The 12,465-nt window shown below is 51.2% G+C and carries 10 protein-coding genes and 2 rRNA genes (1 of these 12 only partly in view); 2 read left to right on the top strand and 10 right to left on the bottom strand.

Features of this window, described 5'->3' with window-relative positions; translation table 11 throughout:
• Window positions 1-64 precede the first annotated feature (64 nt).
• The 8 genes from BJP58_RS24565 to BJP58_RS24530 all read right to left on the bottom strand — a co-directional run bounded on the left by BJP58_RS24565 (window position 65) and on the right by BJP58_RS24530 (window position 9,862).
• Window positions 65-928 (bottom strand): carbohydrate ABC transporter permease, encoded by an 864-nt coding sequence (locus tag BJP58_RS24565; protein WP_194540947.1) that lies wholly within the window; start codon window positions 926-928, stop codon window positions 65-67.
• Window positions 925-1,881 (bottom strand): carbohydrate ABC transporter permease, encoded by a 957-nt coding sequence (locus tag BJP58_RS24560; protein WP_071221585.1) that lies wholly within the window; start codon window positions 1,879-1,881, stop codon window positions 925-927. The genes BJP58_RS24565 and BJP58_RS24560 overlap by 4 nt, the downstream gene beginning before the upstream one ends.
• A 115-nt stretch (window positions 1,882-1,996) precedes the next feature.
• Entirely contained in the window at window positions 1,997-3,346 is a 1,350-nt protein-coding gene (locus BJP58_RS24555; protein ID WP_071221586.1) for an ABC transporter substrate-binding protein, read from the bottom strand.
• Window positions 3,347-3,534: 188 nt separating this feature from the next.
• The gene (locus tag BJP58_RS24550) at window positions 3,535-4,515 is read right to left on the bottom strand and encodes a ketoacyl-ACP synthase III (RefSeq protein ID WP_194540946.1); all 981 of its coding nucleotides are present in this window, start codon (window positions 4,513-4,515) and stop codon (window positions 3,535-3,537) included.
• 174 nt (window positions 4,516-4,689) lie between these two features.
• Window positions 4,690-6,006, bottom strand: a complete 1,317-nt coding sequence (locus tag BJP58_RS24545; RefSeq protein ID WP_194540945.1) for an MBL fold metallo-hydrolase — start codon at window positions 6,004-6,006, stop codon at window positions 4,690-4,692.
• On the bottom strand, window positions 6,003-7,646 hold the full coding sequence (locus tag BJP58_RS24540) for an ABC transporter permease (protein WP_194545050.1): 1,644 nt from the start codon (window positions 7,644-7,646) through the stop codon (window positions 6,003-6,005). Before BJP58_RS24540 ends, BJP58_RS24545 begins: the two co-directional genes overlap by 4 nt.
• Window positions 7,647-7,734: 88 nt before the next feature.
• On the bottom strand, window positions 7,735-8,802 hold the full coding sequence (locus tag BJP58_RS24535) for an ABC transporter substrate-binding protein (protein WP_194540944.1): 1,068 nt from the start codon (window positions 8,800-8,802) through the stop codon (window positions 7,735-7,737).
• 22 nt (window positions 8,803-8,824) lie between these two features.
• Entirely contained in the window at window positions 8,825-9,862 is a 1,038-nt protein-coding gene (locus BJP58_RS24530) for an ABC transporter ATP-binding protein (RefSeq protein ID WP_194540943.1), read from the bottom strand.
• Between the two features lie 173 nt (window positions 9,863-10,035).
• Between BJP58_RS24530 and BJP58_RS24525 the strand changes: the two genes are divergently transcribed.
• Window positions 10,036-10,941, top strand: a complete 906-nt coding sequence (locus BJP58_RS24525) for a LysR family transcriptional regulator (protein ID WP_194540942.1) — start codon at window positions 10,036-10,038, stop codon at window positions 10,939-10,941.
• Window positions 10,942-11,099: 158 nt separating this feature from the next.
• Window positions 11,100-11,969, top strand: coding sequence for a hypothetical protein (locus BJP58_RS24520; RefSeq protein WP_374198214.1), 870 nt, complete (start codon window positions 11,100-11,102; stop codon window positions 11,967-11,969).
• Window positions 11,970-12,138: 169 nt separating this feature from the next.
• Here BJP58_RS24520 and rrf read toward each other — a convergent pair.
• Both rrf and BJP58_RS24510 read right to left on the bottom strand, forming a co-directional pair.
• Window positions 12,139-12,255 (bottom strand): 5S ribosomal RNA (rrf, locus tag BJP58_RS24515).
• A gap of 148 nt (window positions 12,256-12,403) precedes the next feature.
• Window positions 12,404-12,465, bottom strand: a 23S ribosomal RNA gene (locus tag BJP58_RS24510); it runs 2,866 nt beyond the window's last position.

Here is a 12,465-nt window from a genome sequence, read left to right as displayed (position 1 = left end):
CCACTCTACTATGTCTATTATTCTTCATGACAGGCCGCATTCCTTGTCGACTTCACCTTGCTTGTTAACTTTTTATGGCGCCTGATGTCAGTCCCGCGATGACGTAGCGGCTGAACAATAGAAACACAATGAGAAGCGGCAGCGTCGCCGTGAAGGTGGCCGACATGATCATTCCGAAATCAAGGCCGTCCTTATTGGTGAACAATTGCTGCAGCGCAATTTGAATAGTGTAATTTTCTCTGTTTTTCAATACGACGAGCGGCCAGAAGAAATCATTCCACACATTCATGAAATTCAGAATCCCCAGTGTAGCCATCGCCGGTGTTACGACAGGAATGGCGATGTTCCAGAAAATCCGGAAGTGTCCGCCGCCATCAATCCGCCCCGCTTCGATCAGCTCGGTATGAACGGCGGAAGCGATGTACTGCCGCATCCAGAAGATGCCGAAGGCATTGACCATGGCGGGTACGATCAGCGCTTTGTAGCTGTCGATCCAGTGCAGCTTGGCCATGATGACGTACTGTGGAAGCACGCCCAGTTGGGCAGGTACAAGCATCGTGGCAATGACAAAAACAAACAGCGTCTTCTTCAAAGGAAATTCATACTTGGCAAAAGCATAACCCGCCAGCGTACAGAGGAACACAACGGACAACGTAACGGCTGAAGACACAACGACCGAGTTCATCAACGCCCGGAAAAAATCCGTCCGCTCCAGCACGCGCGAGAAGTTATCCAGGAATTCCGTTCCGGGCGTAAGGAGCGGCGGAATATGAAATGCCGCATCCTTGTCATTCGTAGCCACGACAAACATCCAGTAGAACGGGAAGATCGAGACCAGTGCGCCAAGGATCATAAAGAGGTAGAAGAAGAATTTGGCGATAAAACCGGGTTCATCCGGTTTTTTCTGGCTTATGGCGACTGTGCTCATGCTTTTTTACCTCCCGTATCTTTACCTTCGCGGCCCACCATCATGTTTAATACCGAGAATAGAATGGTGGCGATAAACAAGAGTACCGCCGTTGCCGCAGCTGTACCGAAAAATCCGTTCTTAAATGCTTCATTATACAGATACGTGACCATCGTGACCCCTTCCTGCCGCGTAGAGCCCGTGCCGGACTGACCTAGGAATACATAAGGCTCCGTAAACAATTGGAGCGCCCCGATCGTCGATACCAAGGTAACGAACAAAATGAATGGCCGAAGAAGCGGCAGCGTGATATAGAGCAGCTGCTGGCCTCGGGTGGCACCGTCGATTTTGGCCGCCTCATAAATATCGGTCGGAATGCTCTGCAGACCCGACAGAAAAATAATGGCGTTATAGCCCATCCACCGCCACATGACCATGGACGATATTGCGATTTTGACTCCCCACCAGCCGGAGTTGAACGGTACGCTTTCCGCGCCGAAGGTGTTCAGGAGCCAGTTGACCATCCCGTTGTTGCCAAACATCGTACTGAACACCAGCGTTACGGCAACGATGGAAGTGATGTTCGGCATAAAATACAGAATGCGGAACGTGTTCTTGAATCTGTTCAAGGCCGAGTTGAGCATAACCGCAACAAATAATGCCACAATCAGCTGCGGCACGGTTCCCATCAAAGCCATAATGAGTGTGTTGCTGAAAGCGATCCAGAAGGTCGGGTCGCTTGTAATCAGCTCGTAGTTCTTGAAGCCGACGTACTTCATCGGTCCGAGTGCATCCCATTTGAAGAACGACAAATAGATGGTAAAAAGAATCGGATACAATCCAAAAATTGCGAACAAGATGAAGAATGGCGATATGAACGTATAAGCCGTAAACCGGCTGCGCACGGTCTCCGTCAACAAGCGCCGCCTCGGGGGCACCGGTTGCGGTGACTCTGCTGTAACTGTGTCTGCCATGAATGCACCTCCAGGTAGATAAGGATAAATCCGAATCCGAGCGAAGAGAGCTTCCTCCCTACTCGGATTCGGACGGATGACGGGCTGAATGAGCTGGCGAGGAATGCTCCTTTTCCTAGCTGCGATCAACCAGCGTCTTGATTTGTTTCATTGCGCTTTCCCATTCTTTTTGCGGGTCGGCTTTTTTCTCCAGCACGTTTTTGAGCGCGTTCTTGATAATCGTGTCGGTCTGGTCGTGAAGAGGTCCGTAGTAAACCGGCTTGATGCGTTCCGCCGACTTGGCATACGCTTCGGAAATGACTTGACCGCCGAAGAATTCATCCTTCTCCTCCGTGAATGAAGGCTCGCTGTAAACCGCCGGGATGGATGGGAACAAGCCGCTGTCCTTGAACGATTTCAGCTGATTCTCTTTGTTGAGCACCCACGAGATGAATTCGTAGGCTTCCTTCGAATGTTTGCCTTCCTTCGGCAGGGTCAGGAACGAACCGCCCCAGTTGCCTGCTCCTTCAGGAAGCTGGGCAATCTGCCATTTGCCTGCGGTATCCTTCGCATTGCGGATCGTACCGGCAATCCAAGCCGGGCCGAGCATGACGCCAAAGTCTCCATCATTGATCGCTTTTTGCCATTCAGGAGACCACAGAATCCAGTTGCCGATCCAGCCTTCCTGAATTCCTTTTACCGTAAAGTCGTAAGCTTTTCTCACTTGCGGGTTCGTATCTCCGATAAAGGAGCCATCCTCTTTGTTGAAGTAGATTTGATCCGGGGATTGGTCGCGCACCCCGTTATATACCAGGTCCGTTAAGTCGGCGAACGGCTTTCCTGTTTTACTTGTGAAGTCCTTGGCTACGCTGGCGAATTTGTCCCATGAATCAATCGCTGCGCTAAACCCGTCCGGATCCGTCGGCAGTCCGGCTTGCTCTGCCAGATCCGTACGGTAATATACGACCGTAGGACCGATGTCTGTTGGCAGACCGAGTTGGAAGGTGCCGTCAACCGAAGTAGCCTGCTTCCATTTCCACTCCAGGTAGTTGCCTTCTAAGTCTTTAGCGCCAAGATCGTACAGATTGTAGAATTTATCCTGGTTGTTGATAAAACGCTCCATAAACGCGATTTCTAATTGGAAAATGTCAGGCGCGCCCGAGCCAGCGGACAATGCTGTCGTCAGGTTGTTGTGATGTGCGGTTTGATCCGACGTATTCTGGAATTTGAACGTGATGTTCGGATGCTCCTTCGTATATTCCTTTGCCAGATCCTCATAGTTGGTTGTTCCCAGCGACCAGAAGGAGAGCTCGATTTTCTCTGTGGACTCGGTTCCTTCTTTCGTATTGCCCGTCTCTTCGCTGCTTCCTCCCCCCGGAGATTCAGCCGTACTGCTTCCGTTACCGCCCCCGCCTCCACATGCGGCCAGCGTAAACACCATGATGACACTCAGGAGCAGCAAGCTCCATGACTTAAACCTTTTCATCGTTCTACCCCTCTTCCATGAAACGTATTTTTCTTCTTTAGTCTAATGAAAGCGGCGCCAAATTTTGAGGTGGTAAACTTTCGAATTTGAGTTGAATTTATTACGATTCAGGCTCGGTCATCCAAAAATCGCAGCACAAAAAAACCGCATATCGTATGTCGATAGCGGTCTTATAGATATTAAGGGAATCATATCGTCCATTTGACGATGGAGCCGGCATAGGTCATTCCCCCGCCAAACCCGTAGAGTAAGACATGGTCTCCCGCTTTGAGCCGTCCTTCATCCACCGCCAGCTGAAGTGCAAGCGGAATGGAGGCTGCCGACGTATTCCCGCGGTACTCGACGCTGGTTAAAGTGCGATCCATTGTAAATGGCCCACGCTCGTTAATCGCCTCGATCATGCGAAGATTGGCGCTATGCGGGACAAACCAATCCACTTCCTCCGCGGTCATGCCTCCTTTGGACAGAAGAGATCGGACGCCGTCCGGAATGTTCCGAATGGCCCACTTATAAATTTCACGACCATTTTGAACAAGACAGCCGCTCTTTAATTCCGTGCCGTCCATTTGCTCAGAGAGCGCTGTTTTATACAGATGTATGCCGCCCTCCCCAAAAGTTCCCGATACAGATGCTATGACACTTGGCGAATCCTCATCTTTCTCCAACAATACGGCACCGGCGCCGTCCCCAAACAATACGCATGTCGTTCGGTCGGTGTAATCCGTAATCTTCGATAAGGTTTCTGCGCCGATAACCAGAATCTTACGGTAGGCTCCCCCGGATATTAATCCGTCAGCCATCTGGAGTGCATATACAAATCCCGCACAAGCAGCATTCAGATCCAGGGCACCCGTGCTTGCAATGCCCAGCTTCGATTGAACCCGTGAAGCTGTACTGGGAAAAGAATATTCCGGCGTGCTTGTGGCCACAAGAATCATATCAGCATCCCGCACGGTAACGCCGTATCGATCAACCATATCCTCTACAGCCTTGATGGCGAGATCCGACACGTACTCATCCGGGGCAGCAATCCGGCGCTCCCTCATGCCTGTTCGCTGCACAATCCACTCATCACTCGTTTCAACCATCTTCTCTAAATCCGCATTGGTTAATATCCGTTCAGGAACATAGGTCCCGATTGCCGAAATTCTTGACTTTGATTGGCTCATCGTTCACACCTCCAAGTTTATAACTATTATATCACCAAGTACTAGTACTTGGTACTAATTTATTTTTATATATGTTCATTACAGCCTTCACCAACTTCACCTGCATCTAAACACATAACAGCCATTCCACAAAAAACCTTTATCGCGAAAGCAATAAAGGTTCTCTAAGCACGACTAGAAATAGACTTCCTCACCAACCGACATGGAATAAATGTGAAGATTGGGGTTCGGTGCTTCCTCTGTCAGACGGGCTCGTAACCGGTCCGTTTCTCCTTTGTCTGCATGGACGAGAACGGTATGCAGTGCCGGAACGCCGGTTATCATCTGACGCACATCCGCCAGGCCCTGGTGTACCTTATACCTGATTTTCGTGACAGAGCAGGCACCGTACGAAGCCGGATGTTGAAGGAGGCGATGTCCAAAGGTCCCCTGGGAAACATGGCCTGTGAGGAGAACCAGATTCCGGGTATCGCCGGACATCTGGCGGTAGTACCACTGCGCAAGCTTCGACTGCATCATCCCATCCGTTACGAACCATAGCGATGCCCCGTGCTTATGGAGCAAGGACACACGTTCCGCTTCGCTAGCGGGTACGATCCAATCGTTCCGGTTCAGCAATAACTCCAGCTGATCCCTCATTCCCTGATCGGATTTCTGGCTGCGAAGCCACTCCGAACGAGCAAGCAGTCGCTTCATTCCTTCGATCAGCGGCGCTTCGATCATGATCGGCACATTTCCCCAATTCCTGTATGCCCATAGGATCATTTCCTGCCCTCGGCCGGCGGCCGGCACCGGTATCAATACCTTCCCGCCAGTTTGCAGTGTGCTCTCAATCTTATATTCCAACTGCTTTAGCTTATCGGCCTGTGAAGTAGCGTCCGTCCCGTAAGCCGCATCCACTATAGCCAGATCCAGCAGCATGGAAGAGGACTTGTCTACCAGCGCTGGGCTGTCATCCTCAAGCAGCAGCGATTCCGATGTGTAGTCGCCAGAATAGAAGATCCGTTTTCCTTCAGCCTGTAACAAGAACCAGACAGCCCCTACCATATGGCCGCTTCGTCCCCACATGATCTCAACGCCCGGAAGCGCCTCAAACCATGTCAACTTCTCAGCCTCTTCCTCCAGATACCGGTAGCGGATCGCCAGCTGATCCTCCTCCATATAAGGAAGCTCTACGCCTGCCCTTGCCGTGTACTCTTTCCAGGAGGCAAAGTAGGCCGTTAACTGTGCTGCCGTCTCCCTAGTGGTCCATACCTCCCCTTGATAGCCAAGCCGGTACAGGAGCGGAATCGCCACCGAGTGGTCCTCGTGGGCATGTGACAGAAACACGGCATCCAGCTTCGGCACATGTTCTTGCTGGATCATGGGATAGTCCCCTGATCCTTCCTTCTTGACACCGCAATCCAGGAGCAAATGGACCTGCCTGCCGCTTAGTAAATACGCGGAGCGGCCATGCTCGCCTGCACCGCCCCATACCGTCAGTTTCATCATGATGCATTCCACTTTCTTTTAGAATTCATAGCTTCGACCAGCAGTAACAGCAGCACCGTCATACCGACGGAGACAACGGTCATCGCCATCCCGAGAGATACCTGTCCCTGCTCAAACTGGGCAAAAATATACGTAGCCGATGTCTGCATCGATGGCGGCAGAATGAGCAGTGATCCGACCAGCTCACGTGAAGCAATCGTGAAGGTCATGATCCATCCCGCCAGCATGCCGGGCATAATCAGCGGCAGCAGAATGCGCCGCAGTACAAGCAGCGGACCGCCTCCAAATACTTGACCCGCCTGAAACAGAGTACCGTCAATCTGCGTAAAACTGGCCTTTACATATTGCACCGTATAGGGGAGGAACAGCACGACGTACGTCAGCACCACCATCCCATAGGTATTGTAGAGCGTAACCGGCATCCATGGCGCATTCCAGAGCAGGATCAAACCGACCACCATCACAATGCCGGGAACCGTATTCGGCAAGAGACTTAACAGATCGATGACCCGCTGCATCCGTGCCTGGGACTTGCCGATCGTCAGGGCAAAACCGGTACCGAGCAGAACGGCAACGGTAGATGCTGCAAGCGACAGGCCCAGACTGTTACCGAGCGCTTTCTGGCTGACCGATCCCCAGGACAGCAGTTCCTTGTAATGAGCAAGCGTCAGATTATCTAAGGACAATCCCGCTCCCCGGAGTTTCATCAGAGATGCCGCAATGACGGAAAAATAAGGAATGCCAACAGACAATACGAGCAGCAAACCGATGTAAAGAGCGCAGATGGCACCTTTGCTTCCGCGCAGCGAATATCTCTTGGAGCGCTGACCTTTGCCGCCGACTAGACGGTAGGTAAATCTCCGGCTGATCGTAGACTGCATGTACCACATCACCAGACAAACCGACAGCAGAACCGATGCCAGCGAGGTCGCTTTACCGAAATCGATGGGCCAGCTTGAAATATATTTGTGGATTTCTGAGGTCATTACATAATAGCCGATGCGACGACCGAACGTTGCCGGGGTGCCGAATTCCGCAATGGTTTTGACGAACACCAGCATCGCGCCCATGCCGTAAGAGGATAACAGCAGCGGCAGTATGATTCTTCTAAACCGGTATCCAGCGCTTGCGCCGTGAACCGCTCCGGCCTCCTCCAGATTACCGCCGATCCGAATCAGAGCGTCCCGCAGCAGCAGATAGAGAAACGGGAACAAATGCAGACTCATGATCAGCACCATACCTCCGAAGCTGAAGAAGGAATCGCTCCATCTCGCGGTTCCCGGCAGCCACTGCTGCAAATATCCGCCCTTTTGCATAAACAGAATCCAGCCCATCGAACCGATATACGGCGGGGTCATGAACGGAATCATCAATATCACGTCCACCCACTGATGCTGTCCTAGCCGTGTTTTGGCCATCATCCAGGCGAGCGGCAGCGCGAGCAGTGTCGATCCTGCCACCACGCATACCCCCAGCCAGATGGATTGCAGCAAAATACCAGACAGCTCATGACCGGCTATCGTTCGTATCGGCGCCAGCCAATCGAAGTGTTGATCCGGGTATACACTTTGCCAGAAAATAAGCAGCAATGGCACACCGATGCCTATAATAAGAAGAAAAAGGGCGAGAATAACGCCCATTTTTCGTAAAAAACGCTGACTGTCCATGATGACAGGTCTCACTCCTGGTTCACCTCACATTGCCTTCCTGTGCTTCACTCTAATACACTTACTTAAATACTTCGGAAAAACGTGCCGCCGTCTCATCCCCATGTTCGTTCATCCAAGCCCAATCCACTTTAAACACCGGAATATCCTTCAGATTGGTCCGGCCTTCAGCCTCCACATCCTCACGGCCCGGAATCAGATAGGCGTCCGCCACCAGTTTCTGTGCTTCGTCCGACAGCAAGTAGTCGATGAAAGCCTTGGCATTATCCACGTTCGGACTGGATTTCAAAATCGCAGCCGGTCTCGGGCTTACGACGGTTCCTTCCTCCGGGTATACAATATCAAGCGGCTCGCCTTTGGCTTTGGCCGAATATGCCATATAATCCACGCCTGCGGCAACCAAGCTTTTGGCACCGGTGATCACCGGGTCCAGCGCTTCCTGATTCGCTCCTGCCATAGCCGTGCCATTGGCTTTATAGTCCTCGAACAGTTTCCAGCCTGCGTCGCCCTTCACACTCAAATAACCCGTGATAAAATCCAGCGCCGATCCCGACAGCGTCGGATCCGGAATATTGACCGCATCCTTCCACTCCGGCAAGCCCAAGTCAGCCCAGCTTTGAGGCGGCGCAGTGACCAGATTGGTGTTGTATACAATCCCCAGTGCCGATGCGCTAGTGCTGAAATAGTTTCCTTCGGCGTCGGACCAATCCTTATTCAGCTTGTCCGCATTCGCGGCTTCAGGATAAGGCAATGTCAGACCATCCGCCTTCAGCGCCTGTGCGGAGGGGAGAGATGCAAGAATGACAACATCCGCAACCGGATTCGATTTTTCCGCTTCCATCCGTGCCAAAATTTTGCCCGTTGTGCCTTGGAACATCTCTACCTTCACGCCGGTCTTGGCTTCAAAACCGCTCACAATATTGTCGGCAAGCTTTTGAGGACCTGCGCTGTATAGAACGAGCTTGCCTCCGACTTGCGTACTCCCCGATGCAGATGATTTGCCTGTATCCTGTGCCGGCATAGTAACGGAATCCCCATTTGGGGCACTGCCGCATCCAAACAGACTTAGGCTCATGACAGATACCAGCAACAGCATCGCGCTTTTTCTCCGTAACTTCAATTGACTCATTTCTCCCCAACTCCTCTTCATCTTAGCCTGCAGCAGCAGGCGTGCGTTTTGCTGTATTTTGATGCATGTCTGTATTCTTATCAGGACTTGTTCCTTCACCCATCCGACAGACCTTATGTGGAGACACATACAGATCTACGCGTTCTCCGACAGACACCCTCTTGTCCAGGTAAGCGGTCCACTTGTCCAAGCCCTCCACCTGCAAGCGAATTTCGTATCGCTCGCCTACATAGCTCACGCTTAGCACGGTTGCCTGATAGCATACATCCTCCGTGCTTGTCCTGCTCCAGGTCACATGCTCTGGTCTCACCATGGAATGATCCACCGTCAGCCAATTGGGCTTGCCGATAAACGAAGCCACAAAGGGATGGCTAGGTGTTTCATATATCATCTCCGGGGTTCCACGTTGCAGGACTTCTCCCTTCCGCATGACCACAATTTCATCCGACATCGACATGGCTTCCACCTGATCGTGTGTGACATAAAGGGCAGTCAGCCCCATATCCTTCACAAGCGACATCATTTCGATCCGCATTTCCTCCCTAAGCACCGCATCCAGCGCACTTAGAGGCTCATCGAACAATACCAGTGCCGGACGAATGGCTACTGCTCTGGCAAATGCAACCCGCTGCTGTTGTCCACCGGACAGCTGATGCGGATAACGTTCCTCCATCCCCTCTAAGCGGACCATGGCCAGCGCTTCGGTTACTTTTTGTCTGAGATCCGCCTTAAGCTTGGCCGCTTTTAATCCGAAGGCAACATTCTCGTATACCGTCATATGCGGCCAGAGGGCAAAATCCTGAAATACCATCCCGAAGTTGCGTTTGTGCGCCGGCACGTCAATCCTTTTGTTCATGGAGTAGATACACCGGTCTTCCGCATAGATTTCTCCTCCGTCCGGCTGTTCCAGCCCGGCGATCATCCTGAGCAGTGTCGTTTTGCCGCAGCCTGACGGCCCGAGCAATGTGGTGAATTGACCGTGACGCAGTTTTAAATCGGTAGGAAGTAACGCGGGTGTGCCCTGAAATGATTTTTGAATGCCCCTGATTTCAATATCCACTTTCGATCCCAACCTGTCTTCTTAAGCTATTTCCAGTGTAAGGGCTACGTTTAAGCGTTGTATTAGACTAATGTAAACTTGGAATTAACTTTTTGTTTGAATTCTGTTGATACTCATAGATTAAATCTATATAGAGAGCATAAATAAGGAATAATCAAGGGAGAGATATACGAATGAATCTGATGAAGCTGCAAATTGTGGAGCTGATCGACCGCCATCATCATATGACCAGCGTGGCAGAAATACTTGGCATTAAGCAGCCCACGGTTACTTTTCATATGAAGTCACTAGAAGAGGAACTACAAGTCCGGCTGTTCGAGTCCCGAAGCGGAAAAACATTTCTCACCGAGGCTGGACAAGCTCTGCTGCATTATGCGGTAAAAATAAACGCGCTTGCCAAGGAATCGGAACGAGTCGTCCGCGAATACGACAGCTTATATCGGGGAACGCTGCACATTGGAGCCAGTTATGTCCCTGCCACCTATCTGCTGCCCGCGATATTGAATGCCTTTGCCCGTGAGTTTCCCGGTATACGGATCTCCTTATCCGTCAAGCCTTCACCGGTTATCCGCGACATGCTGGCCCGGCATCAGATTGATCTGGGCATTATTTCTTCTGAGCCCTTTACGGGTCCCAGTCTCCACGCCGAGTCCTTGTGCAGGGATGATCTGACGCTAATATGTTCGCCCGACCATCCGCTGGCCAAAACGGATTCGCTGCAGCCCGAGCAGATCATTCGCACTCCCTTTGCCTTGCATGGAACCGAATCCAGCACGAGACAGCTGACGGACCTGTGGCTTGCGCAGCATGGTTTGCATATGAGGAGTCCGGTAGAGCTGGACTCGCTGGAAGCGATCAAGCAACTTGTATTGTTAGGGGACCATATTTCCTTTATGTCGCGGATGGCGGTACAACGGGAACAGCAAGAAGGCTTACTGCACGTTCTGCCGATTCCCGGCCATCAGGCATCCCGCCATATATACAGCGTCCGTAATCGAGACCGTCTTCCTTCCGTACAAATTCAGCGTTTTCAAGAGGTCTTGCGCGAAGTGGGCAAACAATTGGAGCAGGTCCTGTAATAATAGGGACTCTGTAAGCCATCTGGATGGATTAACAAAAAATGTATGCCGCTATTCATTAATTCTATACATATTTGATACAGTCGCCCTCCCCCGTTAACAGCTCACAATTATTCAGCGTTTAAAGTAAGCTGTGTACCTAAATCCAGCTTATGGGAGTGATTGTATTGAGAAAGTGGAAACAGCTGACGTTGTCTTTCATGGTAGGTTTCGCGGCTCTAGGAAGTGGATTAACCGGACTGCAGACAGCGGAGGTTTCGGCCGCCGCCAATGCCGTTCCTTCCTATGAAGTGAAGCTTCTTGCCAAACCAGAAACCGTGCTGGAATCCGGTGGAAACCTCCGGAGCGAAGTCATTCAAGCATTCGGAATAGCTTCTGCACCCCAGGCAATCGGTGTAGCTTACTATGACACGAACAATTTGGGGCTGAATGCCGAAGGCTGGGACGTCCGTTTTCGGAAAAAAGAGGATAAAGATAACTACGAGCTTACCTATAAGAAACGGTATCCCATCGTGAATGGAGATATTAACGCCGCACTCAGCTTGGCAAACCAGGAAGGCTTTGATGCTTCGGATGACAATTACGAGGCCGAGATTGATTGGGGCTACGGCAAACAAACGCTTAGCTTCTCCAACACCAAGAAAATAAGCACGAATACAACCGGCACTACGCTCCCATCCGAGCAAGACGCCTTGGCTTTACTGCTGGACAAACTGCCAGGAAAGCTCAAAAAATGGTCCTCCCCGAATTGGGGTGAACAAGAGCTCTCACAGTCCCGAATCCATGGACCGCTGACGTTCTACCGCTATGAAGGATCTTGGCATGGCCAGAAAATGAGCCTCGAAGTTTGGCCGATTCGTAATGCAGATGGCACAGGAACCGAGAATTTGATCGAAATCTCTTTTAAAACACCCGATGTCTCGGTAGCTTCCCAGCTCCGATCAGAGCTTATGGACACCCTCGAGTCTAACGGTTGGCTGCTTCCTATGGACGGCTTGAAAACACAACTGATATTGGAAAGATATTAAGCTAAGAAAAACATGTTAGATAAGGAAGCTATTAAGGTAAAGAAAAGAAGGGCGCCCCTTTATGAGGGCGCCCTTCTTGCTGATGTTACATGATTCCGTTCAGATGTTCATAAGGGTATAACAAAAAAGACCGCTATCGATGACTCGATAACGGTCTTTATGGTTGTTCGCTTGGCGACGTCCTACTCTCCCGGGACCCTTCGGTCCAAGTACCATCGGCGCTGGAAGGCTTAACGGTCGTGTTCGGTATGGGAACGCGTGGAACCCTTCCGCCATCGCCACCAAACGGCTCAGATGCTTGATCACCTGAAAACTAGATACGAAACGAAATTTGCGTTGATTAGAATCCGTAGCATTACCCGATGTGGTATCGGGGTCCCCGAAAAGTATTCGGTGTCAGCTTCAAAGCTTCACTTCACTTTTTGGGGTGTTTTTTGGATAAGCCCTCGACCGATTAGTATTGGTCAGCTCCATGCATTGCTGCACTTCCACCTCC

This window comes from Paenibacillus sp. JZ16, from assembly GCF_015326965.1.
Lineage (GTDB): Bacteria > Bacillota > Bacilli > Paenibacillales > Paenibacillaceae > Paenibacillus_AQ.
Note: the sequence above shows the minus strand (reverse complement) of the source record. Positions and strands in the feature narration are given on the sequence as shown.